The 24,159-nt window shown below is 67.2% G+C and carries 27 protein-coding genes; 13 read left to right on the top strand and 14 right to left on the bottom strand.

Annotated elements, in window-relative coordinates; translation table 11 throughout:
* Positions 1-58: 58 nt before the first annotated feature.
* Positions 59-1,744: an SMP-30/gluconolactonase/LRE family protein gene (locus tag AC1ROX_RS01200; RefSeq protein ID WP_493121611.1), complete on the bottom strand. Its 1,686-nt coding sequence runs from the start codon at positions 1,742-1,744 to the stop codon at positions 59-61.
* 124 nt (positions 1,745-1,868) lie between these two features.
* Between AC1ROX_RS01200 and AC1ROX_RS01195 the strand changes: the two genes are divergently transcribed.
* The 6 genes from AC1ROX_RS01195 (at position 1,869) to AC1ROX_RS01170 (ending at position 6,082) form a co-directional block, all read left to right on the top strand.
* On the top strand, positions 1,869-3,023 hold the full coding sequence (locus tag AC1ROX_RS01195) for a CaiB/BaiF CoA transferase family protein (protein ID WP_493121609.1): 1,155 nt from the start codon (positions 1,869-1,871) through the stop codon (positions 3,021-3,023).
* Positions 3,024-3,033: 10 nt separating this feature from the next.
* The gene (locus AC1ROX_RS01190) at positions 3,034-3,729 is read left to right on the top strand and encodes an EI24 domain-containing protein (RefSeq protein ID WP_493121608.1); all 696 of its coding nucleotides are present in this window, start codon (positions 3,034-3,036) and stop codon (positions 3,727-3,729) included.
* Between the two features lie 9 nt (positions 3,730-3,738).
* Complete coding sequence (locus AC1ROX_RS01185; protein WP_493121606.1) at positions 3,739-4,125, top strand: hypothetical protein; 387 nt, start codon at positions 3,739-3,741, stop codon at positions 4,123-4,125.
* Positions 4,126-4,226: 101 nt separating this feature from the next.
* Positions 4,227-4,580 (top strand): hypothetical protein, encoded by a 354-nt coding sequence (locus AC1ROX_RS01180; RefSeq protein WP_493121605.1) that lies wholly within the window; start codon positions 4,227-4,229, stop codon positions 4,578-4,580.
* Between the two features lie 71 nt (positions 4,581-4,651).
* Positions 4,652-5,167: a YidB family protein gene (locus tag AC1ROX_RS01175; protein ID WP_493121603.1), complete on the top strand. Its 516-nt coding sequence runs from the start codon at positions 4,652-4,654 to the stop codon at positions 5,165-5,167.
* Positions 5,168-5,269: 102 nt separating this feature from the next.
* Positions 5,270-6,082, top strand: coding sequence for a DUF4394 domain-containing protein (locus AC1ROX_RS01170; protein WP_493121601.1), 813 nt, complete (start codon positions 5,270-5,272; stop codon positions 6,080-6,082).
* 11 nt (positions 6,083-6,093) lie between these two features.
* On the opposite strand, the gene AC1ROX_RS01165 is transcribed toward AC1ROX_RS01170, so the two are convergent.
* On the bottom strand, positions 6,094-7,584 hold the full coding sequence (locus AC1ROX_RS01165; protein ID WP_493121600.1) for an alpha/beta fold hydrolase: 1,491 nt from the start codon (positions 7,582-7,584) through the stop codon (positions 6,094-6,096).
* A 23-nt stretch (positions 7,585-7,607) separates the two neighbouring features.
* Between AC1ROX_RS01165 and AC1ROX_RS01160 the strand changes: the two genes are divergently transcribed.
* Positions 7,608-8,513, top strand: a complete 906-nt coding sequence (locus AC1ROX_RS01160; protein WP_493121598.1) for a LytTR family DNA-binding domain-containing protein — start codon at positions 7,608-7,610, stop codon at positions 8,511-8,513.
* A gap of 24 nt (positions 8,514-8,537) precedes the next feature.
* Here the strand turns inward: AC1ROX_RS01160 and gtdA are convergent, their stop codons facing one another.
* The gene (gtdA, locus tag AC1ROX_RS01155) at positions 8,538-9,581 is read right to left on the bottom strand and encodes a gentisate 1,2-dioxygenase (protein WP_493121596.1); all 1,044 of its coding nucleotides are present in this window, start codon (positions 9,579-9,581) and stop codon (positions 8,538-8,540) included.
* A 9-nt stretch (positions 9,582-9,590) separates the two neighbouring features.
* Positions 9,591-10,406 carry a gamma-glutamyl-gamma-aminobutyrate hydrolase family protein gene (locus AC1ROX_RS01150; protein ID WP_493121595.1) on the bottom strand — a complete coding sequence of 272 codons (816 nt, stop codon included), beginning with the start codon at positions 10,404-10,406 and terminating at the stop codon, positions 9,591-9,593.
* Between the two features lie 163 nt (positions 10,407-10,569).
* On the opposite strand from AC1ROX_RS01150, the gene secB reads away from it, so the two are divergent.
* A complete protein-coding gene (gene secB / locus AC1ROX_RS01145; RefSeq protein ID WP_493121593.1) occupies positions 10,570-11,091 on the top strand; it encodes a protein-export chaperone SecB in 522 nt (173 codons plus the stop codon).
* Position 11,092: 1 nt separating this feature from the next.
* On the opposite strand, the gene dnaQ is transcribed toward secB, so the two are convergent.
* From dnaQ to AC1ROX_RS01130, 3 genes are read right to left on the bottom strand one after another with little or no spacing between them, the layout of a single operon-like run.
* The gene (gene dnaQ / locus AC1ROX_RS01140; protein ID WP_493121592.1) at positions 11,093-11,785 is read right to left on the bottom strand and encodes a DNA polymerase III subunit epsilon; all 693 of its coding nucleotides are present in this window, start codon (positions 11,783-11,785) and stop codon (positions 11,093-11,095) included.
* Between the two features lie 26 nt (positions 11,786-11,811).
* Positions 11,812-12,474, bottom strand: coding sequence for a dephospho-CoA kinase (gene coaE / locus AC1ROX_RS01135; protein ID WP_493121590.1), 663 nt, complete (start codon positions 12,472-12,474; stop codon positions 11,812-11,814).
* 23 nt (positions 12,475-12,497) lie between these two features.
* Positions 12,498-13,475 carry a quinone oxidoreductase family protein gene (locus AC1ROX_RS01130; protein ID WP_493121589.1) on the bottom strand — a complete coding sequence of 326 codons (978 nt, stop codon included), beginning with the start codon at positions 13,473-13,475 and terminating at the stop codon, positions 12,498-12,500.
* Between the two features lie 114 nt (positions 13,476-13,589).
* Here AC1ROX_RS01130 and AC1ROX_RS01125 point away from each other — a divergent pair, with 114 nt between their 5' ends.
* The 5 genes from AC1ROX_RS01125 to AC1ROX_RS01105 are packed head-to-tail and all read left to right on the top strand — an operon-like array spanning position 13,590 to position 17,878.
* Entirely contained in the window at positions 13,590-14,741 is a 1,152-nt protein-coding gene (locus AC1ROX_RS01125) for a PQQ-dependent sugar dehydrogenase (RefSeq protein WP_493121587.1), read from the top strand.
* 5 nt (positions 14,742-14,746) lie between these two features.
* Complete coding sequence (locus tag AC1ROX_RS01120; protein WP_493121586.1) at positions 14,747-15,346, top strand: Maf family protein; 600 nt, start codon at positions 14,747-14,749, stop codon at positions 15,344-15,346.
* On the top strand, positions 15,343-16,233 hold the full coding sequence (locus AC1ROX_RS01115) for a shikimate dehydrogenase (RefSeq protein WP_493121584.1): 891 nt from the start codon (positions 15,343-15,345) through the stop codon (positions 16,231-16,233). Before AC1ROX_RS01120 ends, AC1ROX_RS01115 begins: the two co-directional genes overlap by 4 nt.
* Positions 16,234-16,235: 2 nt before the next feature.
* The gene (locus tag AC1ROX_RS01110; protein WP_493121583.1) at positions 16,236-16,679 is read left to right on the top strand and encodes a PaaI family thioesterase; all 444 of its coding nucleotides are present in this window, start codon (positions 16,236-16,238) and stop codon (positions 16,677-16,679) included.
* Complete coding sequence (locus tag AC1ROX_RS01105) at positions 16,676-17,878, top strand: MFS transporter (RefSeq protein WP_493121581.1); 1,203 nt, start codon at positions 16,676-16,678, stop codon at positions 17,876-17,878. Before AC1ROX_RS01110 ends, AC1ROX_RS01105 begins: the two co-directional genes overlap by 4 nt.
* A 135-nt stretch (positions 17,879-18,013) precedes the next feature.
* Here the strand turns inward: AC1ROX_RS01105 and rho are convergent, their stop codons facing one another.
* The 7 genes from rho to AC1ROX_RS01070 form a co-directional block, all read right to left on the bottom strand.
* On the bottom strand, positions 18,014-19,393 hold the full coding sequence (rho, locus tag AC1ROX_RS01100) for a transcription termination factor Rho (protein ID WP_493121580.1): 1,380 nt from the start codon (positions 19,391-19,393) through the stop codon (positions 18,014-18,016).
* 338 nt (positions 19,394-19,731) lie between these two features.
* Entirely contained in the window at positions 19,732-20,640 is a 909-nt protein-coding gene (locus AC1ROX_RS01095) for an NAD(P)-dependent oxidoreductase (protein ID WP_493121578.1), read from the bottom strand.
* 85 nt (positions 20,641-20,725) lie between these two features.
* The gene (locus tag AC1ROX_RS01090; protein WP_493121577.1) at positions 20,726-21,160 is read right to left on the bottom strand and encodes a carboxymuconolactone decarboxylase family protein; all 435 of its coding nucleotides are present in this window, start codon (positions 21,158-21,160) and stop codon (positions 20,726-20,728) included.
* 37 nt (positions 21,161-21,197) lie between these two features.
* Positions 21,198-21,659 carry an RrF2 family transcriptional regulator gene (locus tag AC1ROX_RS01085; protein WP_493121576.1) on the bottom strand — a complete coding sequence of 154 codons (462 nt, stop codon included), beginning with the start codon at positions 21,657-21,659 and terminating at the stop codon, positions 21,198-21,200.
* A gap of 16 nt (positions 21,660-21,675) precedes the next feature.
* Positions 21,676-22,158 carry a dUTP diphosphatase gene (gene dut / locus AC1ROX_RS01080; protein WP_493121574.1) on the bottom strand — a complete coding sequence of 161 codons (483 nt, stop codon included), beginning with the start codon at positions 22,156-22,158 and terminating at the stop codon, positions 21,676-21,678.
* A gap of 16 nt (positions 22,159-22,174) precedes the next feature.
* Positions 22,175-23,401, bottom strand: coding sequence for a bifunctional phosphopantothenoylcysteine decarboxylase/phosphopantothenate--cysteine ligase CoaBC (gene coaBC, locus AC1ROX_RS01075; RefSeq protein ID WP_493121573.1), 1,227 nt, complete (start codon positions 23,399-23,401; stop codon positions 22,175-22,177).
* Between the two features lie 13 nt (positions 23,402-23,414).
* On the bottom strand, positions 23,415-24,155 hold the full coding sequence (locus AC1ROX_RS01070; RefSeq protein ID WP_493121571.1) for a sulfite exporter TauE/SafE family protein: 741 nt from the start codon (positions 24,153-24,155) through the stop codon (positions 23,415-23,417).
* Positions 24,156-24,159 lie beyond the last annotated feature (4 nt).

Genomic DNA, 24,159 nt, shown 5'->3' with positions numbered 1-24,159 from the left:
ACTCCAGTGGCGCTCGGATCTTGAATCATGAGCGCCACTGGAGTGGCGCGCTCCATGGCTAAGGAGGCGTCAATTTGTAGAGCGAGTTCCGGATGTCGGCGCTGACATAGACGATGCCCGTGCGGCCGACCGCGACGCCGGTCGGCACCAGCGCCGGCGGCCCGCCGGGGAACGGCGCCAGGCCGATGTCGAGGTTGGAGGCGATCACCGTCTTCGCGCCGGTCGCGGGATCGATGGAAACGACCCGCTTCTGGCCGACTTCAGCGACGTAGAGCTTGCCGTCGGGTCCGAGGTCGATGCCTTCCGGGCCGGTGAGATTGTCGGCCACCACCTTGCGCGTGCCTGCGACGACATCGATCTCGGTGACCACGCCGGCCGAAATCTCGGTGATGTAGATCAGCGGGCCCGCGCCGTGGACCATGGCGACCGGGCCGCGCAGCTCCTTCATGACGGTGCTGCGTTCCTTGCCGTCGGCGCTCACCTTCACGAGGTTGCCGCTTCCCAGCTCGGCCACGTAGATCGTGCCGTCGGCGAACTCGACCGCATCGACGGGTGCCGCGAACTCGCCGAGCGTCGCCACCAGCTTGCCGGTCTTGCGGTCGACCTTCTCGACGGTGTTGGAGAACCAGCTCGAGAGCAGCACGTTCTTCGGCCCGATCGAGATGCCGACCGGATAGGCGTGCGTATCGCCATGGACACGCAGCACGTCGGTCACGTCGCCGTTGGCGCCGTCGACCGTGCGATAGCTGAACACATCGGCCACATGCACCGTGTCCTTGCCGCCTTCGCTGGTGACGGCGAGGTCGGTCGGCACGGCGAGCTTGCCCTCGACGATGGTGCGGTGCGCGCCGGTCTGCTTGTCGACCAGGTAGATGCCGTTGTCGGTCATCGAGGTCACGAACAGGCGGCCGCGCGAATCGAAGGCGAGATTGTCGAGGCCGGGCTTCATCGAGGCGACCAGCTTCTTGGCCTTGCTGGTGAGGCTCACGCTCCAGATGCCGCCGGTGCCGGTGTCGACGACATAGACGTTGTCGCGGTTCTGCGGATCGATGTTGGCGGCGGCCGGGGTCTTGAAGCCCGAGGCGATGACCTCGGTGGCGCCGCTCTCGAGATTGACCTTCACGATCTCGCCCTTGAACCAGAGCGGGCCGTAGAGGAAGCCGTCGTCCTTGTGGACCTCGAAGCCATTCAGGCCGCCCAGCTTCTCGGCGATGCGGCGCAGCTCGCCGCGACCCAGCGACTTGAAGCCTGAGTTCGGCTTGCCGGCATTGCGGATGTCGATCTCGTAGAGCGCATCGCCCAGGAAGACCTCGGAGACGAACAAACGCCCGTCCTTGCCGAAGGCGATCGAGTTGGGGCCGCTCATGCCGTAGGCCACTTCGACGGGCTCGCCGCCCGGCCGGCGGATGTAAACCTTGCCGATCAGGAACGAGGTCCAGGCCATGGTGCCGTCGTCGGCGAAGGCGATGTCGTCGGCCATGCCGGTCGGCGGATCGATCACGCGATCGACCTCACCCGAATCGACCTGCACGCGATAGAGGGTCTGTCCGACCACCGAGCCGGCGAAGAGCTGGTCATCCTTGTTGAAGGCAAGCCCGTGCACGCCGTGGAACCACGATCCCGGCACCAGGAACTGCTGGCCGTATTCCTTGGGCGGCGGCGGTGTTTCCGCCTGCTGCGCCCACGCGCTACCGGTTACGCCGAACGCAAGCGCCGCCGACACGACAATGCGGCCCAACCCCATCCCGTTTCCTCCGACCATCCCACTTCGCGGCGCGAACTTTAGACCGGGTGATGCGTTTTGTAACGCCGAACCCTTCGGCTACCATCGCCCGACAGAAGAACGCGCATTCTGCAGGAGGAAAATCATGGCGGGTCCGCTCTCGGGATTGACGATCGTCGAACTGGCCGGAATCGGCCCCGGCCCGATGTGTTCGATGATGCTGGGCGACATGGGTGCCGACGTGATCCGCGTCGACCGCACCAAGGCGCATGTCATGGACCGTCTCGCCGATCCGAAGTTCGCGGTTCACAATCGCAGCCGCCGCTCGGTGTCGGTCGACCTGCAGAGCAAGGAAGGTGTCGAGGTCGTGCTGCGCCTGATCGAAAAGGCCGACGGCATGACCGAGCCGTTCCGCCCCGGCGTCGCCGAGCGGCTGGGCCTCGGCCCCGAGGTCTGCCTCGCGCGCAACCCGAAGCTGGTCTATGGCCGCATGACCGGCTGGGGCCAGGAAGGCCCGCTCGCCAAGGCCGCGGGCCACGACATCAACTACATCGCACTGACCGGCGCGCTGCACGCGATCGGCGGCAAGGACAGGCCGACACCGCCGCTCAACCTCGTGGGCGATTTCGGCGGCGGCGGCATGCTGCTGGCCTTCGGCATGGTGTGCGGCCTGCTCGAGGCGGGGCGCTCCGGCAAGGGCCAGGTGGTTGATGCCGCCATGGTCGACGGCACGGCGCTGCTGCTCGGTGCGCTCTACGGCATGACCGGCGCCGGTCTCTGGAATTGTGAGGAGCGTGAATCGAACCTGCTCGACGGCGGCGCGCACTTCTACGGCACCTACGAGACCAGGGACGGCAAGCATGTCTGCATCGGCTCGATCGAGCCGCAGTTCTACGCCCTGCTGCTCGAAAAGACTGGTCTCAAGGACGAATCGCTGCCGGCGCAGATGGATCGCAAGGCCTGGGCGCAGCTCAAGAGCCGCCTGGCCGGCATCTTCAAGACCAAGACTCGCGACGAATGGTGCGAGATCATGGAAGGCACCGACATCTGCTTCGCGCCGGTGCTGACCATGACGGAGGCGCCGGGCCACGCCCACGCCAAGGCGCGCAACGCCTATGTCGACGTGGCCGGCTTCCCGCAGCCCGCCGCCGCGCCGCGCTTCTCGCGCACCAAGGAAGGCGTGAAGGGCCCGGCGGCCAAGCGCGGCCAGCACACCGACGAGATCCTGAGCGAGCGCGGCTTCTCGGCCAAGGAGATCGGCGAGCTGAAGGCGGCCGGCGTCGTCGGCCCGCAGGCCTGATAACAAGCGCATGATCCGCGCCTTCGAACTGGCGGTGCAGCAGCTTGGCGATCCCAAGCTGCGCGTCGTCGTCTGGCAATCGCTGGCGCTGTCGCTGGTGCTGCAGATCGGGCTGGGCGTGCTGGCCTGGTGGGCGCTGCAATCCTTCGCCACGTTCGAGTGGAACTGGGTGAACGAGACCATCCGCTGGCTGGGCGGCGGCGCCGTGGCGGTGCTGGCGCTCATGCTGTTCCCGGCGAGCTTCGGCATCGTGATCTCGATCTTCATGGAGAAGATCGCCGACATCGTCGAAGCCAGACACTATCCGCAGCTCGGGCCGGCGCGCGGGATCCCGGTGTGGACCGGACTCTGGTCGGGCATCCTGTTCCTGTTCGCCCTGCTGGCGATCAACCTGGTGATGCTGCCCTTCTATATCGTGGCGCTGTTCATCGCCGGGCTGGGCGCGGTGCTGTTCTACGGCGTCAACGGCTGGCTGGCCGGCCGCGAATATTACGAGCAGGTGGCGCTGCGCCGGCGCGACCCGGCCGAGGTCAGGGCCTGGCGCAAGGCCAATGCCGGCACCCTGTGGCTCACCGGCGCCGCCATCGTCTTCCTCGGCACCATCCCGATCCTCAACCTGATCGTGCCGGTCCTCGGCGTGGCGGCGATGGTCCATATCGCGCAAACGCTGAAGCCACCCCTTAACCGGCCGCTGCCGCCGCGTTAAAGTGCGGCCATGAAACCTGCTTTTGCGGCGCTCGCCGTCTTCCTCCTGCTGGGAGGCTGCCAGACGGGCGGGACCCAGGAATATTCGCTAGGTGCGGGGGAGACGGGCGTGTTCAGCTCGCGCAACGCCGGCTCGCCGATCCCCGCCGACCGTATCAAGGGCCTCGACGAGCCGCAGCTCGTGGCCCTGTTCGGCGCGCCGCAGCTCGACCGCAAGGACGGGCCGGCCCGCGTGCTGCGCTACAAGTCGGACGCCTGCACGCTTTTCGTGTCGATGTACCAGCGCGACGGCCAGTTCCGTGCCGAGTTCGCCGACGCTTACGACACGCAACTGCGGCCGCTTCCCCCCGACCAGTGCGCCGGTTCCATCGCCGCACAAAAAAAGCGCGTGGCCTAGGGCCCGAACCCTCTCCAAAGATTCTGCAACTTTTGCCGGCAAATCTTGTTGTTCGGGAGAAGCGTCCACATCGGACGCACGCTATCGAACAGGAGGCCGGGATGGACAGTGTCCGCACGGAACTGAAGGATAATGTCGAGAAGCTGCGCAATGCCAAGAAGGTGGCGGCAGCCCCTGAAGCATCGGAGCGCGATGCGGCCGATCTCAAGATTCTCGAACAGGAAGTTCAGGCACAGCGCCTTCAGATGAAGCGCGATGCCGGCAAGCCGGCTGAACCCGCCGCCATTACCCCCAAGCCGGGCGAATCGGCGGAGAAAGTACTGGATCGCAAACTCGACGCCGCGCTGAAGGAAAGCTTTCCCGGCAGCGATCCGGTGTCGTTCGTTCAGGCCGCGCCCGTGAAGCCGCACGACGAGGAACTCACCTCGGTGAAGGGCGGCACCAACAAGGGCTAGCCTTTTCGGCAAACCGCAACGCTGCATCGAAAGGCTCGTTGATCAGGCTCTCTCTTGAAGAGGACTGATCCATGGGCCTTCTCGACATGTTCTCACCGCGAAACAATGGCGCCGTTTCTCCTCTGACGACGGCGGTTCTTGGCCTGCTTGCCTGGAATGGCGTGAAGCCGGGTGCGGCCGGCCAGAGGGTGGGCGATCAATCGCCTGGAAGCCTCGAAGGCATGCTCCGCAACAGCCCGTTGGGAAGCCTGTTCGGCGGCACCGCCGCCAAGCCGACCGACGGCACGACCCGCGGCTTCGTCGGCGCATTGCTGACCGGCGGCATGATGGATCTCGTGCGGCAATTCCAGGCGGCCGGCAAAGGTCCGGCTGTCGAGTCGTGGATCGCTGCGGGTGAGAACAAGCCGGTAACGGCCAATGATCTTTCAAAGGTTCTCAGGGAGGAGCAGATCGCGTTCCTCACCGAACGCACGGGCCTCAGCAAAGACGAATTGCTGGCCGGTCTCAGCAGGAAGCTCCCGGAGACGATCAACGAGCTCACGCCCGAAGGGCGGATTCCCACGCGAGAGGAAATCAGCCGAGACTGAGGGCGCTCTCACGACTGCGTTACCTCTGCAATCCGGATCGCAGACCTGCTGCGTCTAAGACTCGTGCATCCGCACGATAATTGGAAACAGGAGGACCACTCGATGGCGATCAAGAACCGCTCCGCGCGTAACACCCTTGCGCGTCTCGGCGGCGCTTCGCTGCTTGCGCTCGCCGTTGGCACGGCGTCCGTTGCTGCGCAGGCCGGCACACTGGTGGGCCTTACCAACGACAACAAGCTGGTCAAGATCGACACCGGCAGCATGCAGGCGTCGGCGCCGATGGCAATCTCCGGCACGGGCAAGATCGTCGGTATCGACGTACGTCCGGCCGACGGCAAGTTGTGGGGCCTGACCGAGACGGGCCAGCTCGTCACCATCGATCCGGCCACCGGCACGGCCACGCCCGGCAGCATGCTGTCGGAGAAGGTCGTGCTCGGCGCCCGTCCCGTCGTCGACTTCAACCCTGTGGCCGACCGGCTGCGCGTGATCGCGGCCGACGGCGTCAGCCTGCGCATCAACGTCGATACCGGCGCGACCACCGTCGACAAGCCGCTGAACTACGAGGCCGCCGACGCCAACACCGGCAAGAAGCCGATGGTGGCGGCCGGCGCCTACACCAACTCGATGAAGGGCGCGAAGGCGACCGAGCTGTTCCATGTCGATGGCGGCACCGGCGGGCTGGTCCTGCAGAACCCGCCGAACGACGGTGTCCTGAAGACGCGCGGTGCGGTCGGCATCACCGGCGCGCCCGATGTCGTGATGGACATCGCCAACGAGGGCGAAGGCAAGAACACCGCCTGGCTGATCGGCGGCGGCACGCTCTACACGATCGATCTCGCGAGCGGGAAGGCCACGCCGGTCGGCGCCGTGAAGGGCATGAACGGCAAGCTGGTCGACATCGCCGTTTGGAACTGAGCGGGCATCGTTCAGGTCCCGCTCTCACCCGACAGCCGTCGCCACAGGGCGGCGACGGCTGCGCAGGCCCGCTCCTGCGCGATCATGTCGAGATGGCCGAGGCCGGGAACGACTTCCACGGAAATGCGCGGATTGAGGTCCTTCAGCAGGGGCGCGTACTGCTCCGCGTAGAACAGCTCGTCGTTCGCGCCGACGGCGACGATCGTCGGTCGATCGATGCGCGCGATGTCGCTCCGCCAGTCGCGGCTGAGCTGCAGGCCCGCGGCCAGCCGGAACGAATAGGCCGGCGTGCGATTCTCGCTCGGCCCCGAAGCCGTGGCGAAGCGCACGACCGGCAGGCCCTGGAACCAGGGCATGCCCAATCCATCGAGGATGGTGAGCGCGACCACGCGCGGCACGGCCACGCTGGCCCAACCGCCGGAGGCAGGGCGCGTCGTGGGCGAGTCCTGCGCGACGAAGGGCGAGATCGCGAGATAGGCATCGAAGGCCTGCCGGTCGGTGCCGCTCGCCGTGCGCAGCACGAAGCCGCCGCCGGACGAGAAGCCGATCAGCGTCTTCTGGATCTTCGGATCGGCAAGACCGGTCGCCTTGAGGAAGTCCATGAGATCGTCGTCGAGCTGGGCGCGATACGAGGTGTCGCCGATGGTCGTGCCGCTGCCGCCATGGCCGCGCAGGCTGATCGAGTAGACCGTGGCGCCCGCCGCCTGTAGCGCCTGCGCCGATTTGTGCATCGAGATGCTGGCGCTCGACGAGCCGTGGACGAGCACGACGGCGCGGTCAGCACGGGCCGGATAGACCCGGTAGGCGAGCGGCGCGCCGTCGCGTGCGACGACACGCTGGACTGGCGGAAGCTCGGCCCAGTTCCAGGTCGACATGCCGGGCAGCGAATCGCCCGCGAGCAGGCGCGGCAGTTCACCCGGTGTGCTGAAGACGATGACGCCGCCGAGACCCGCGACAACGGCGAGCAGGAAGATCGCGGGCACCCAGCCGAGACGCCGGACCCAGCGGCTGGACCGGCCAGCCACGCCGCCCAGCCAACCCAGGCCGATTCCGCCCACGAAGCCGCCGACACCGCTGGCCAGGGCAATCCACGCCGGATCGGCCCGGAGCGCCGGCGCCATCCCGAAGACGACGCCCAGCGCGTAGCGAGCGGCGAAGATCGAGATGCCGAAGACCAGCATGAACCAGCCGCCGCCGAGTTCCAGGCGACCATCGTCGAGGTGGCGCACGGCGCGGCGGCGGCCCAGCAGGAAGCCCAGCGGCAGGGCGAGCGCCAACGCCGCCAGCCAGGCGACCAAGGCCAGCGCCGGCCGGGGCGACTGGCCGATGCCGACGAAGGAGAAGACCAGCCCGACGACCGGCAGGATCGCCAGCCGCCACAACGGCAGGGTCCGGGTCCGCAGCCCCTTCACCCCCAGCCAGACGGTGAGGGCCATCAGCGGCCACACCCAGAGCGGGGTGTTCGTGACGATCTGGAGAACGACCTGTAACGGCGACGACATGATGAGCTCCGGAGAGGACGGCGTTGGCCTCACCTTCCGTGCAGGGCGGCTCGCGATCCATCGTCGCTACGTGGAAGTGCTGGCGTTTTTCGCGATCTGCCGTCATTCATCCGTTCACGATGCGCGAATCGCCCTACGTCCGGTCGCTTCCGTACCAGCTGCTGCCGGTGCTCGGCGTCGCCGTCCTCCTGGCCGTGCTGGGACCGTTCGGCACCTACGAGCGCATGGACCTCGGGCAGCGGCTGGCCCATTTCGGCATCGTCGGTGCCCTGAGCTGGATCCAGGTCGTCCTGCTCGCCGCCTGGTTCGGCACCATCGAGCCGATCGACCGCTGGCCGGTGGCGAGTCGCATGACCTTGGTCGGCCTGCTGGCGGCGATACCCAGCACCTTCGAGATCGTCGCCGTTCATTCATGGCTCGTGCGACCGATCCCGTTTTCCCTGGTGCCGAAGCTCTATCCCGAGAACGCCTTCCTGACCGTGGTCGTCTCGGTGATGATCGGCCTGTTCGTCGAGCAGCGCCTGCGGGCGAAAGCCGACGCCGAACTGGCCCGGGTCGTCGCGTTGCCCCAAGCGCCCGCCGCCCCCGAGATCGACTCGGCCCCTCCGGCAGCCCCCGACTTCCTGCGCCGCGTCCCGCCGGCCCTGGGTCGCGACCTGCTGGCGCTGGAGATGGAGGACCACTATCTCCGCATACACACCACGCTGGGCAGCGACCTCGTGCTGATGCGCCTGCGCGATGCGCTGGCCGAACTGGGGCCCGAGCGCGGGCGGCAGGTCCATCGTTCCTGGTGGGTGGCGGAAGGCGCGGTCGCCTCGGTCGATCGAACGGCCGGTCGGCTCGTCTTGATCCTGCGCAATGGCCTGCACGTGCCGGTCAGCAAGACCTATCGCGACAGCGTCAGGGAAGCGGGTTGGCTCGAAAAGTAAAACCCGTCGTCTCGACCGGAGAGTCTACTTACCGCCGCGATCCTCGCGCCACAGGTCGAGCTTTTCCTGAATCGGGCGATCGGAAAAAGAGAACAACACCGCGGCGCTGTCGGCGCGATGTTCGACCTTCGCCCAGCTCGGCACGACGAAATGGTCGCGCTTCTTCCAGCGCATCACCGTGTCGCCGATCCGGCTTTCGCCCTCACCCTCGACGACCGAGAAGACCGTGCCGTCGGTGCTGCGATAAGGCGACGTCCCAAAGCCCTTGGGCAGGAGCTGCATGAAGGTGCCCATGGTGGCGATCGGCGCGCCGCCGCTCGCCGGATTGACGTAGCGCAGCTTGTAGCCGTGGCAGGGATCGGGCTCACCCGCCCTGGCGAGACCGTGCAGCGCCTCGCGCGTGCGCGCATAGGGATAGTTGAAGATCGGCGAGGTCTGCTTCGCGGGCTTCCAGTCCACCGGCAGGAGACCGCTCGCATACTTCGCATCGGACGTGCCCTGCGGCGTCGTCACGACCTGCTCGTCGGTCTCGCCGTTTTCGGCGAAGCCCGCGTTGAACATCGCGACCAGCGGGATGTCGAGCCCGTCCAGCCACACCATGGGATTGGACGAATCATTGCCGTGATCGTGCCAGGTCCAGGTCGGCGTGATGACGAAGTCGCCCTCGTGCATGATCGTGCGCTCACCGTCGACCGCGGTGTAGGCGCCTTCGCCCTCGACGATGAAGCGCAGCGCCGACTGGGTGTGGCGATGGCTGGGCGCCACCTCGCCCGGCAGGATGAGCTGCAGGCCGGCATAGAGCGTCGGCGTGATGCAGGCGCTCCCCGCCATCGCGGGATTCTCGAGGATCAACACCCGCCGCACCGCTTCCTTGGCGGTGATGAGCGAGCCCGATTCCATCAGGAACGGCCGCACTCTGTCGTAATCCCAGTGCGCGGCCTGATACTTGGGGGCGGGCTTGGGCGGCACGAGCTGGTGCAGCGATTCCCAGAGCGGCGCCATCGAGAGGCTGCCGATGCGCTCGTAGAAATCGCGCCGCGCGTTGTTGCCAGTTGTCGGCGCGGACATGGTTCCTTCCTATTCGGCGGCGCGCAGCATCGGCGCGGCGCGCGCCGTCATGCGGGCCCGGCACGCCGCGGCGAAGGCGTCGAACAGCTTCATCGAGACCGGATTCTCGAGCGCCTTGTATTCGGGGTGCCATTGCAGCGCGAGCACGAAGCCCGGCGCGTCGGGCACGCTCAGCGCCTCGACCTGTCCGTCGTCGCAGCAGGTCGCTTCGAGCCGCGCCCGCGGCGCCAGCACGTCGACGCCCTGCCCGTGCAGCGAGTTCACCCTCACGCGCTTCTCGCCCAGCAGGGTTTGCAGCAGGCCGCCTTCGGCCACGTCGATGTCGTGGGCCGGCGCATAGTTCACGTCGGTGTCGGGCGACTTGGGCGAGCGGTGATCGCGCCGTCCCTCGACCTCATGCACATGCTGGTGCAGCGAACCGCCCAGCGCGACATTGACCTCCTGCAGGCCACGGCAGATCGCGAACAGCGGCACGCCACGATCGATCGCGTGCCGGATCAGCGGCAGGGTCGTGGAATCGCGCGCGCGGTCGTGCAGCGTCCCTTCGCGGCTCTCCTTGCCATAGTGATGCGGCTCGACGTTCGACGGGCTGCCGGTCAGCAGCACGCCGTCGAGACCGTCGAGCAGGCGGTCCATCGCTTCGATGAAGCCGGGCTCGTCGCCGAACTCGGCACCGATGGCCGGGATGACGACCGGCAGGCCGCCGACGGCGCGGACCGCGGCCTGGACGTATTTCTCGCCGACCGTGTGATGCCAGCCGCCCCGGCCGTTCTCCTTGAGGCAGGCGGGAATACCGATCAGGGGGCGCGAAGAGGAGCGATTCATGGACTGCCGGAGCGTGCAAATAGCGGAACTGTCATTTTCACCGCTGGTCCTCGCCTTGGCAATCAAAGGCCGCGCGATCCCGCCCGCAGCTTGTGCAGTGCAGCCCTGCATGGTACCGCCGCGCCGCAGCAAACGTTTGTCCAAGACGATTGGAAAGAGCGCCATGACGACCACACCTCCGCCGTCCGCCCCGCCCTCCGGCCAGACCGCCCAGGCGGGTCCCGCCGCGCCGCTCACCATGCACGGCCAGTACATCAAGGATTTCAGCTTCGAGAATCCGCGTGCGCCGCAGAGCTTGATCGAACAGACGACGCCGCAGCTCACGTTGAACGTTCAGGTGGCCAACCGCCAGTTCGACACCAAGACCTTCGAAGTGTCGCTGACCATCGAGGCCTCCGCGCTCACGCCGGAGAAAGAGCCGCTGTTCATGCTCGAGCTGGTCTATGCCGGCACCGTGACCCTGGGCGAGATCCCCCAGGAAGCGTTCGGCCCGATGCTGTTCATCGAGACGCCGCGCCTGCTCTTCCCGTTCGCCCGCGCCATCGTGGCCAACGCCACGCGCGAGGCCGGCTTCCCGCCGCTCAACATCGCCCCGGTCGATTTCGTGGCGCTCTATCGCCAGCAGCTCGAGGCTGCCGGCGGCCAGGTGCCGGGCGCTCCCACCGGTCCGGTCGGCCACGCCTGAGCTAGGCGGCGTCGACTTTCAGCCAGAGCGGGTCGCTGATCTTGTTCAGGAACTCCGCATGCGCGGCGAGCTCGGCAGGGCTTGCCGCGTGCGGGCGGGGCGGCCGCATCGGGCGGGTCTGAACCAGGCCCATGCCCGCTCCGAGTCCCGCCGCCGCCATCTCCGGGGCCAGGCCGAGATCGCGCTGCCGGCCGCCGCTCAGCTCCAGATAGACTTCCGCCAACAGCTCCGAATCGAGCAGCGCGCCGTGCTTGGTGCGCTTGGTGTTGTCGATGCCGAAGCGATCGCACAAAGCGTCTAGGCTGGCGCGCTGGCCGGGAAACTTCCGCCGCGACAGCGAGACCGTGTCGACATAGTCGTTCGTGAGCTTGGGCTTGCCCACGCGCGCGAATTCGGCGTTCAGGAAGCCCAGGTCGAATTGCGCATTGTGGATGACGAGCTGGGCATCGCCCAGGAACTCGAGCAATTCCTCCGCCTTGTCGGCGAACAGCGGCTTGTCGGCCAGGAATTCGTCGGTGAGGCCGTGCACTTCCTGGGCGCCGGCCGGCATCGGCATCTCGGGATTGAGGTAGAGCTGCAGGGAACGGCCGGTGGCCACCAGGTTGACCAGCTCGATGCAGCCGATCTCGACCACGCGATGGCCGGCGAGAGGATCGAGGCCCGTGGTCTCGGTATCGAGGACGACTTCACGCATCCCGATCTTGTAGCCCAGTTGCCGGCCTACTTGCGATGCGCACGCGCGAGGCGGGCTGTGAATTTCTCCCGCCACGGATTGGATGGCCAGAAACTCCCGTGCAGGCCGCGCAACTCGGCGATGGCCCTGGAAAGTGCGGCGCGTGTGGGCGCGAGGCCCATGCCGGTCGGGATCACGATGCTGGCCTTGCGCCGCTTCAGTGCGTCCGGCACCTGCTGGCGCAGGATGCCTTCGAATTTTTCCACGGTCATGCCCGGGCGGGCCATGACGCGGCGGCGCTGCAGGAAGGCCGGCGCACTCACCACCAAAGTGGCATCGACGCGCCGCTCGCCCATCCCCTCGAACAGCAGCGGGATGTCGAGCACGACCAGCTTCTCGCCCGCAAGCGCAGCGCGCCGCAGGAAGGCACGCTGCTTCTGGCCGACCAGCGGATGCACGATCGCCTCCAACCGGCGCAGCGCTTCCTTGTTGCCGAAGACACGTGCGCCCAGCGCCTGACGGTCGAGCACGCCCGCCTTCACCACGCCGGGAAACGCCGCCTCGATGCCGGGCAGCGCCGCGCCGCCCGGCGCCTGCAGCGCATGGACGGCGGCATCGGCGTCGTACACGGGCACGCCCATCTCCCGCAGCATCTTCGCTGCGGTCGATTTGCCCATGCCGATCGAGCCGGTCAGCCCGACGATGACCATCTACGGCGACGCAATCCGCAGGATCAGGGAACCAGGACGGTCTGGCCCGTGGTCTTGCGGCTCTCCAGGTCGATATGGGCCTGGGCGGCCTCGGCCAGCGGATAGTGCTGCTCGATGGCGATCTTCACCTTGCCGCTCTTCACCATCTTGAACAGCGAGCGGGCGCTGGCTTCGAGGTCGGCGCGGGTGGCGGTGTAGGCGCCGAGGCTGGGACGCGTCACGTAGAGCGAGCCCTTGGTGTTGAGGATGCCGAGCGGGATCGGCGCGACGGCGCCCGAGGCGTTGCCGAACGAGACCATCAGGCCGCGCGGCTGCAGGCAGTCGAGCGAAGCCGCCCATGTATCCTTGCCGACGCCGTCGAACACGACGGGCACGCCCTTGTTCTTGGTGATCTTCTTCACCTCGGTGACGATGTCCTGCTTGGTGTAGTCGATCACCCACTTGTAGCCGTTCTTCTTGGCCAGCGCGGCCTTCTCGGGCGACGAGGTCGTGCCGATCACCTTGTAGCCGCGCGCCTTGGCCCACTGGCCGAACAGCAGCCCGACGCCGCCGGCGGCGGCATGGAACAGGATCGTGTCGCCCTTCTTCAGCCAGGCCTTGGCGGTCTGGTCGACGAGATACTCGGTCGTCATGCCCTTCAGCATGATCGCGGCGGCCTGCTCGTCGCTCACGCCCGCCGGCACCTTCACGAGCTGGTCGACGCCCATCAGGCGCTCCTGGCAGTAGGCGCCCAGCACGCCGCAGTAAGCGACGCGGTCGCCCTTCTTGAAGCCCTTCACCCGGGGGCCGACCTCGACGATGACGCCGGCCGCCTCGCGGCCGACCGCGTTGGGCAGCGGCGTCTGGTAGAGGCCGGAGCGGGTGTAGACGTCGATGAAGTTGAGGCCGATCGCCGTGTGACGCAGCTTGACCTGGCCGGGTCCGGGCTTGCCGACCTCGACCTCCTCGAGCTGCATCTTCTCCGGGCCGCCATTTTCATGAATCAGGATGGACTTCGACATTTAACAATTCTCCCCTTGCCGCGGCGGCCGAGGAACGCCTCCCGCTTGCGAACGTCGAGTATAATCAGCGGCCTTGCAGGCGCCAGCCCGGCGCGGCCTTCGTCAGGAGAGTTTATGCCCAGGAAGGTCTTTATCGGACGCCGCCGCCTGCTCGCCGCCACGACGGCGACCATTCTGGCTGCACCCGCCATTATCCCTTCCGTCGCGCACGCCCAGCAGGTGCTTCGCAGTGCCAAGGCTTCCTACAGCCTCCGGATGCTCACGCTGGACCTCGAGCAGCCGTGGGGCATGGCCTTCCTGCCCGATGGCCGGCTGCTGATCACCGAGCGGCCGGGCCGGCTGCGGATCTTCGCCAACGGCCGGCTCGAACGGGCGCCGGTCGGCGGCATCCCCAAGGTCTATGCCCGCGGCCAAGGCGGCCTGCTCGATGTCTGCCTGCATCCCCGCTTCTCACAGAATTCCCTGCTCTATCTCACCTATTCCGGCGAAGGCGACGGCGGCGCGGCGACGGTGCTGGCGCGGGCCGAGTTCCGCAACAATGCGCTGCAGGGCCTGCAGCGCATTTTCGAGGCCCTGCCGCGCACGTCGGGCAGCCTGCATTTCGGCTCGCGTGTCGTCTTCGACCAGGCCGGCCTGCTCTACGTGACCTGCGGCGAGCGCTACCAGATGCAGCGCGCGCAGAACCTGGCCGATCTCGGCGGCAAGGTCGTGCGGCTGCGCGACGACGGTTCGATCCCGCCCGACAATCCCTTCGTCGGCCGCGAAGGGGCGCGGCCGGAGATCTTCACTTGGGGTCATCGCAATCCGCAGGGCATGGCGATGCATCCCGGCACCGGCCGCATCTGGGAGATCGAGCACGGGCCGCGCGGCGGCGACGAACTCAACCTGCTGAAGGCCGGCGCCAACTATGGCTGGCCGCGCGCCACCCACGGCATCGACTATAGCGGCGCGACGATCAGTCCGAACAAGAGCCTGCCCGGCATGGAAGACCCGGTGCGCGTCTGGGTGCCGTCGATCTCGCCGAGCGGACTCGCCTTCTACACCGGTGATCGTTTCCCCGGCTGGAAGGGCTCGGTCTTCACAGGCGCCCTGTCGGACAATGCGCTGGTCCGCATCGAGCTCGACGGCGACCGTTACGTCGGGGAAGAGCGGTTGCTCGTCGACCTGCTTCCCTATATCCGCGACGTTCGTCAGGGGCCGGACGGCCTCATCTACCTGGTCACCCACACCGACAGTGGGGGCCTCTATCGCCTGGAGCCTGCGTAACGCCCATGCTGATCCTCGCTTCCGCCAGCTCCTCGCGCCGGCAGATGCTGCAGAATGCCGGCCTCTATTTCACGGTCGAAACGTCGGGCGTCGACGAGGACGAGGTGAAGCTGAGCCTCGCGGCCGAGAAGGCGACTCCACAGGACATCGCCGAGACGCTGGCCGAGTTGAAGGCGAAGCGCGTCTCGATGCGCCATCCCGAGGCGATGGTGATCGGCGCGGACTCGACGCTCGCCTGCAACGGTCGCCTGTTCGACAAGCCGCCGACGATGGCGGCCGCCCGCGTGCAACTGCAGGCGCTCGCCGGCCAGACGCATGAACTTCATTCGTCGGTCGTCGTCGCCAAGGGCGGTGGGCGTCTGTGGCATTGCAACGAACATGCACGGCTCACCATGCGGTCGCTAACCGATGCCTTTCTCGATGCCTATCTTGCCCGCGCCGGCGAAGCGGTGACCGGTTCAGTGGGTGCCTACCAGCTCGAAGGCGTGGGCGCGCATCTCTTCACCAGGGTCGAGGGTGACTACTTCACCATCCTCGGCCTGCCGCTGCTGCCGCTGCTCTCGTTCCTCGCTGGACACGGCATCGGCCTGGAGAAGGACGCATGAGTGCATACGATACGCTTCTCGCCGAGGCCGCCGGCCGCCCCTTCGCCGCCATCGTCGGCTGGCCGGTCGAGCATTCACGCTCGCCCGCGCTGCACGGCTTCTGGCTGAAGCAGCATCACATCAAAGGTCACTACGGCCGCCTGCCCGTCGAGCCGAAGCGCGCGGCGCTGGAGGAGCTGGTCGCGTTCCTGCGCGCCACGCCCAACGCCCGCGGCTGCAATCTCACCCTGCCGCACAAGATCGAGATCATGCCGTTGCTCGATCGCATCGATCCCGTGGCCCAACGCATCGGCGCGGTGAACACGGTGGTGAAGCAGGCCGACGGCTCTCTGGAAGGCCGCAACACCGACGGTTTCGGCTTCCTCGAAGCGCTGAAATACAACGCGCCGCACTGGACGGCCGAGGCCGGGCCCGTGGTCGTGCTGGGCGCCGGTGGCGCCGCTCGTGCCGTCGTCGCGAGCCTGATCGACGCCGGCGTGCCGGAGCTGCGGCTGGTGAACCGCACGCGCGAGACCGCCGTCGATCTCGGCGTCGCCTTCACGCCCGCGGGCGGCCAGCGCATCGTGGTCGGCTCCTGGAACGAGCGCTCGGATCTGCTGAAGGGCGCGACCCTGCTGGTCAACACGACCTCGCTCGGCATGAAGGGCCAGCCGGGGCTCGATATCGATCTCAACCCCCTGCCGCGCGAGGCGGCGGTCTACGACATCGTCTACGTGCCGCTCGAAACGCATCTGCTGGCGTCCGCGCGCTCGCGCGGCAATCGCTGCGTCGATGGGCTCGGCATGCTGCTGCACCAGGGCCGGCCGGGCTTCGAGGCGTGGTTCGGTCCCAAGGTCGACGTCACGGTCGAGCAGCGCCGCGCCGTTGCCGCCGATCTCGGTGCGTGATCATGGAGAACACCGACAGCAACCCGCCCGTCACCGATCCTCCAGTGGGCTTCAAGCCGCTGTTTCGCACCAGCCCGTTCCTCGACCATAACGGGCCGTTCTTCTATCGCGAGAACGGCGACGGCACCTTCGTGGTCGGCCTGCGCATCCAGCCCAGGCATGCCAACGCGCGCGGCGTCGCCCATGGCGGCATCCTGATGACCCTGTGCGACATCTCGCTGGGCTATCGCACGACGCGCAGCCAGACGCCCTCGCCGCTGATCGTCACCGCCAGCGTGAAGACCGACTTCGCCGGTTCGGCGAAGATCGGCGATTGGGTGGAAGCCCATGTCGACGTGCACAAGGTCGGCGGACGCTTGGCGTTTGCGAACTGCTACCTCAAGGTCGGCGAGGAGCGCATCGTGCATGCGAGCGCGGTATTCGCACGGACGGGCGATCGATCTTGAAGCTCGTCCTGACGGCGTTCCTGCCGTTTGCCCTCGGCTATTTCCTGAGCTTCCTGTTCCGCTCGCTGAACGCCGTGGTGGCGCCGGCGCTGCGCAGCGAACTCGGCCTCGACGAGGCCGCCATCGGTGTCGTCACCTCGATGTATCTCGCGGCCTTCGTGGTGGCCCAGCTTCCCGCTGGCGTGGCGCTCGACCGGTTCGGACCGCGCCGCGTGGCGCCGGTCATGCTGCTGGCGACCGCGCTCGGTGCCGTGGTGTTCGCGCTCGGCCAGGATGTCGTGACGCTCAGCATCGGCCGCGCGCTGATCGGGCTCGGCCTGTCGGTCGCGCTGATGTGCGGCTTCAAGGCCAATGTCCTCTACTGGCCAATCGAACGCCTGCCGCTGGTCAATGCGATCATGATGACCTTCGGCGGGCTGGGCGCCGCGATGGCGACGCGGCCGGTGCAGTGGCTGCTGGTCGACTTCGACTGGCGGCAGGTCTTTCTGGGTCTCGCCGCGATCACCGTCGCGGTCGCGCTCTACCAACTCCTCGCCGCACCGGCCTACGAACGCGGCGGCAAGGGCCGGCTGGGCGACGAGCTGCGCGGCCTGGCGGGTGTCCTGAAGTCGCGACTGTTCTGGAGCGCCGGCCTCGCGCCCACTTTCTCGCTGGGTGTCTGGATCTGCTACGCGAGCTTCTGGGCCGCCGGCTGGCTGCGCGACGTGGCGCATCTCGACGAGCCGTCGGTCGGCGTCGCACTGTTCGCGCTCTCGATCGCCATCGTGCCCGGCTATTTCTTCAGCGGCATGATCGTCGACCTGCTGCACAAGCGCGGCATCCGCGGCGGCCGCGTGCTGCTGGTCTACGGGATGCTGTTCCTCGCGATCCACATTCCGATCGCACTCAACCTCACGGCGGCGCCCAAGCTCCTGTGGTTCGCCTATGTGATGTTCGGCGGCATGCCGGTGGTCTGCTACGCGCTGGTGACACGCGCCTTCGCGCCCGAGTTGGCCGGCCGGGTCAACACGACGCTCAACCTCGTGTGCATGCTGATCGCTTTCATATTGCAGGCGGCGATCGGACCGGTGCTGGCCTGGATGGAAACGGGCCTATCGCGCGCCGAAGCACACCAGGTCGTGACCTTGGCGGTGCTCGCCATGCAGGCGGCGCTTTGGCTGTGGTTTGCGTCGAGCCGGGAGGCTCGGGATCTGCCGTAGGCGTCCAAAAGGAAAGAGCGCCGTTGTTGCGGCGCTCTTTTGAGTTCTTATCCGTTCTGAACCGTGTGGGCTCTCGCGCTTGGTTACAAGCGCTGCCACCCACCAGGGCGCGCTCAAGGGCGCGCCCTTTGCGCCCTACTGGTTCATGGATCCAAAGAAATCCTGGTTGGTCTTCGAGGTGCGCAGCTTGTCGAGCAGGAACTCGATCGCGTCCACCGCGCCCATCGGCATGAGGATGCGGCGCAGGACCCACATCTTCGAGAGCGTCGCGCGGTCGACCAGCAGCTCTTCCTTGCGGGTGCCCGACTTGGTGATGTCGATCGCCGGGAAGGTGCGCTTGTCGGAGACCTTGCGGTCGAGGATGATTTCCGAGTTACCGGTGCCCTTGAACTCCTCGAAGATGACTTCGTCCATGCGGCTGCCGGTATCGATCAGGGCGGTCGCGATGATGGTCAGCGAGCCGCCTTCCTCGATGTTGCGGGCCGCACCGAAGAAGCGCTTCGGACGCTGCAGCGCGTTGGCATCGACACCGCCGGTCAGCACCTTGCCGGAGCTGGGCACGACGGTGTTGTAGGCGCGGCCGAGGCGGGTGATGGAATCCAGCAGGATCACCACGTCCTTCTTGTGCTCGACCAGGCGCTTGGCCTTCTCGATCACCATTTCCGCGACCGCGACATGGCGGCTGGCCGGCTCGTCGAAGGTCGAGCTCACGACCTCGCCCTTCACGGTGCGCTGCATGTCCGTCACTTCCTCGGGCCGCTCGTCGACGAGCAGCACCATGAGGAAGACCTCGGGATTGTTGGCGGTGATGGCGTGCGCGATGTTCTGCAGCAGCACCGTCTTGCCGGTGCGCGGCGGCGACACGATCAGGGCGCGCTGGCCCTTGCCGATCGGCGCGATCAGGTCGATCACGCGGGTCGAGATGTCGAGCTGCTGCTGCGGCGTCGTGCCGGCCTTCTTGGTCAGCGTGCCGGTGCGGCGCGTGCCGACGCGGCCCGACGAGGTCGCCTTCGAACCGCCGACAGCTTCCTCGGTGACGGCCGGCGCCATGGCGGCAGCACCGCCGTCGAGTTCGAGCTTCAGCTTCTCGTCGGGATAGAGCGGCGTCAGCGAGTCGAAGTTGATGCGATGGCGCAGCGCGTCGGGATCGTCGAAGTTGATCTTGTTGATCTGCACCATGGCGAAGTAGCGCTCGCCATCCTTGGGCGCGCGGATCTCGCCTTCGACCGTGTCGCCGGTGCGCAGCCCGAACTTACGGACCTGCTGGGGGCTGACATAGATGTCGTCGGCGCCGGGCAGGTAGTTGGCTTCCATCGAGCGCAGGTAGCCGAAGCCGTCGGGGATCACCTCGATGGTGCCGACGCCGAAGATCGCCTGGTCGGCGGCGGCGATCTTCTGGAGGATGGCGAACATCAGCTCCTGGCGGCGCATCATCGCCGCGCCCTCGACGCCCTGCTCTTCGGCAAAGGCCAGGAGTTCGGGGGGCTTCTTCTTCTTGAGGTCCTGGAGATTCATTGAGTCTTCGATCTGTGGGGGGAAATGACGCACGCGCTTGCACCGACCGGGCGGCCGAGCCTTGGAAAAACAGCGCTGTGTCGTACTGGAGGGGCCCCGTCGAGTTGCCGCCGGGGAGGCGACGCCAGAGGCCCTGGGTGGCTTTTATATACGAGCCGATTCTGGCGCTGTAAAGGCAGCCCCGTCGCGACGGGCTGCCACAGAGCTCTCCGAGAAAAGCGAAAGGTCCCTCACTGCGTTCGGGATGACAATTTTTCTTGGGTCAGCGCAGTGCGTCACCTCAGAAAACGCTGTCATCCCGAACGCAGTGAGGGACCTTTGGGCCACACGCGAAGGCTTTACTTCTCCTCGGCCAGCATCTCGGCGTAGCGGAAGATCTCGGTATGGTCGGCGCCCTTGCCGAGCTTGCCGTCGGCGTCGGTCCAGTAGGCAACGGCCTGCTCCAGGCCGGGCACATGCAGCTTCAGATGCGAGGCGACGTCGCCCGCGGTGCGCAGGTCCTTGGCCATCAGTGCGGTGGTGAAGCCGGCCGCGAAGGTCTTCGAGACCACGAACTGGCGGCCCTTCACCTCGGTGGCGTTGCTCTTGCCGGTCGAGCTGTTGAACACGTCGACCATGGTGCCGGGATCGAGGCCGAAGGATTCACCGACGACCAGCGCCTCGCACATGGCGACCAGGCCGGCGGCCGACAGGTAGTTGTTGAGCGCCTTCAGCGCATGGCCGGCGCCGGCCGGACCGCAGAGCGTGATGGTCTTGCCCATGGCGCCGAAGACGGGACGCGCGCGTTCGAGATCGGCCGCCGCGCCGCCCACCATGATGCTGAGCGAACCGTCGACCGCGCGCTTCACGCCGCCTGAAACGGGTGCATCGAGCAGCGCTACGCCGCGCGCGGCGAGATCGCGCGCGAGCTTCTGCGTGTCGACCGGATTGGACGAGCTCATGTCCATGACGACCGCGCCGGCTTCCAGGCCCTCGATCGCCGGGTCCTGCCCGTCGAGCACGGCCTGCCGCACGATCTTGCCGTCGGGCAGCATGGTGATCAGCGCCGCGGCACCCTGGGCGGCGGCCTTCGCCGAGGCCGTGGCCAGCGCCGAGGGATGGGCGCCGACGAAATCGGAGACCGCCTTCTGCGAGACGTCGAACACGCGCAAGGTGAAGCCGGCCTCGACGAGGCGTTTCGCCATCGGGCGGCCCATCATGCCGAGGCCGATGAAGGCGATGGTGGCGGGAGGCGTGAGCGTCGTCATGATTCAGTCCCTGCAGTGAGATCGTATTTGTAGAGCAGTTGATGAAAGGCCCCTCGCTACCGAGGGACCCTTCGCAATCGGACGTTCAGATGCCGCGGTCCTTGAAGACGTCGCGGGCGGTCTTGAAAGCGTCGAGGCTGGCGGGGATGCCGCAATAGATCGCGACCTGGAGGAAGATCTCCTTGATCTCGTCCTTGGTGAGGCCGTTGTTCAGCGCGCCGTTGATGTGCAGCTTGAGTTCCGGTCCGCGATTGAGCGCCGCCAGCATGGCGAGGTTCAGCATCGAGCGGTTCTTCTTGGAGAGGCCCGGACGCGTCCAGGCATAGCCCCAGCAGTACTCGGTGGTGATGTCCTGGAAGGCCATCATGAACTCGTCGTCGGCGGCGCCGGCCAGCGAATTGTCGACGTAAGCCGCGCCCAGCACGGCTTTGCGCATCTTCATGCCCTCGTCGTAGAGCTTCTTGTTGCGCGGGGCGGGTTTGGCTTTCTTCGCCTTCGCAACCGCAGTCTTCCTGGCCATGTCTTGCTCCTCCGGATTGAAACCGGGGAGCTGTATATCAGATCGTCGCGTGGCCTGCGTGCTGCACTGTCGCCGAAACGTTGAGCCCCTTGGTGCGGGCCTGCTGGCAGAGATCCTCGATGGTGACGTTGTCGAGCTGCGCCATCATCTCCTCGCGCAGCTTCTCCCACAGCGGCCAGACCACCTCGTGGGCCAGCGGCGAGCCGATCGAGGGATCGCTGGGCTCGGTCTCGACCTCGAGATTGCGCACCACCCGCACGACCTCGCCCAGGGTGATGGTCGACCTGTCCCGTCCCAGGCGGTAACCGCCACGCGGACCGCGCTTGCCGGCCAGGATGCCTGCCCGCACCAGGTGCTGCAGGACCTGCTCCAGATATCGCTTTGGAATCCGCTGGCGCTCGGTGATGTCACCGCTGCGCACCGGGTGATCGCCGACGTGGAAGGCCACGTCGAGGACCGCCTCGATCGCGAACATCGTCTTCTTACTGAGGCGAGGCATCCCGTTCTCGTCCCCTCTAGGCTCTGTTGCCGGAGCCGGCTGCTACCCCTGTCGACCCGAAGCCACCCGCACCGCGTGCCGTTTCGTCGAGGGTCGAGACCTCTCGCCAGACGGCGCGGGCATGTCGGGCAATAATAATCTGTGCAATTCGCATGCCGCGCTCGATGCGGAACGGCTCCTTGCCGAGATTGATCAGGATGACCCCGACCTCGCCGCGATAGTCGGCATCGATCGTCCCGGGAGCGTTGGCGACCGTGATCCCGTGCTTGGCGGCAAGGCCGGAACGCGGCCGGACCTGGGCCTCGAAGCCCACCGGCAGGGCAATCGAAATGCCCGTCGGAACGATCCGGCGTTCCAGCGGCGCCAGCTCGATATCCTGGTCGATGGCCGCCAGCAGGTCGGCGCCGGCGGCCGCCGCCGTCGCATAGTCGGGCAACTGCAGGTCACGGCCGTGCGGCAGCCGCACGATCTCGATCTCGATGCTCTCGACGCCCTTCATCGGCCCCCCGTTTGAATTACTCTGCAGCCTGCTTCTTGCCCGCCTCGGCCAGATGCAATGCAATCCGTCCGGCGAGCCGCATAGCGACATCGCCCTTGCCGAGCGGCGGCCAGTCCTCGGTGCCCGCGGCGGTGATCAGATGCACGGTGTTGCGCTCGCCGCCGAAAGTACCCGTCGCCGGTGACACATCGTTTGCAACGATCCAGTCGCAGCCCTTGCGGGCGCGCTTGTCGATGGCATTGGCCACTACGTTCTCGGTCTCGGCCGCGAAGCCGACCACCAGCGCCGGCCGCCGCGGGCCGGTCTGGGAGAGCGTCGCCAGGATGTCGGGATTGGGCGCCAGTTCGAGGGCGGGCGGCGGAGCCCCTGCCTTCTTCTTGATCTTGCCGGTGGCGGGCTTGGCAGCTTTCCAGTCGGCGACGGCGGCGGCGCAGACCGCGATGTCGAGCGCGCCGGCCTCAAGGCTGGCCGCCAGCATCTGGTCCGCCGATTCGATCTTCACGACCCTCACACCCGGCGGATCGGGCACGGCGACCGGGCCGCTCACCAGGGTCACCTCGGCGCCGAGCTGCGCCAGCGCCGCGGCGATGGCATGACCCTGCTTGCCCGAGGAATGGTTGGAGATGAAGCGCACCGGATCGAGCGCCTCGCGCGTCGGGCCCGAGGTGACCAGCGCACGCCGGCCGGCCAGCGGCCGGTCGCGCACCAGCATCGCCTCGATCGCCGCCACGATCTCGAGCGGCTCCGACATGCGGCCGGGGCCGAATTCGTTGCAGGCCATGGCGCCATCGTTCGGCCCGAGGAAGGTGACGCCGCGCTTCTTCAGCGTCTCGACATTGGCCACGGTCGCGGCATGCGTCCACATGCGCACGTTCATCGCCGGTGCCGCCAGCACCGGCTTGTCGGTGGCGAGCAGCACGGTCGAGGCGAGATCGTCGGCCAAACCGCCGGCCATGCGCGCCAGGACATTGGCGGTGGCGGGCGCCACGACCAGCAGGTCGGCGTCGCGCGAGAGCTGGATGTGGCCCATCTCGCTCTCGTCGGTCAGCGAGAACATGTCGCTGTAGACGCGGTCCTCGGTCAGGGCCTGCAGGGAGAGCGGCGTCACGAATTTCGCGCCGGCTTCTGTCAGCACGCAGCGCACCGAGGCGCCGCGTTCGCGCAGCCGCCGGATCAGGTCCAGCGACTTGAAGGCAGCAATGCCGCCCGCGACGATCAGCAGGATACGCTTGCCGTGCAACATGGCTTTCAGCCTATCACAAGAGGCGGGTGGCGACAGTATAGAGGCCGGTCGCCAGCAGCGCCCAGAACACGGCCAGGCGGAACTGATCGACCGAGAGGCGGGAGCGGATCTGCTGGCCGAGCCACATGCCGCCGACGGCCGGCAGGACGGCGACCCCCGAGACGATGGCGCGCGGCCCGTCGAGCACGCCGAAGAAGAGCAGCGAGAAGGTCAGGGTCAGCGACGTGGCGCACAGCACCACGCCCAGCGTCTGCACCAGCTCCACCGGCTTGATGTCCAGCCCTTGCAGGTAGGGCATCAAAGGGACGACCGGCACGCCGACCAGGCCCGCCACGAAGCCCGACACGACGCCGATGACGGGTGCCAGCGGCTTCTCCAGATCTTCATGGATGGTCAGCCGGATACGGAACAGGCCGAGCGTGCTGTAGACGATCAGCACCGTGCCGAGCACGATGAAGGCCCAGCCGGGCCCCTTCTGGCCGACCAGCCAGACCGTCAGGTAGAGCACCACCGTGAGCGGCAGGATCAGCGGCCACTGGCGGCGCACGATGTGCCAGAAATGGCCGCCGACCGAGGCCTGCCAGATGTTGGTGAAGACGGTCGGCAGGGCGATCAGCGCGATCGCCTCCGACAGCGGCAGGAACAGCGACATCAGCGCGATGGAGATGGCCGGCAGGCCGAGTCCCACCAGGCCCTTGACGGTGCCCGCGAGCAGGAAGATCGCGAGCCCGATGACGATCTGGTCGGTCGTCACGGGA

The organism is Reyranella sp. GW821-FHT14A01, assembly GCF_058803965.1.
Note: the sequence above shows the minus strand (reverse complement) of the source record. Positions and strands in the feature narration are given on the sequence as shown.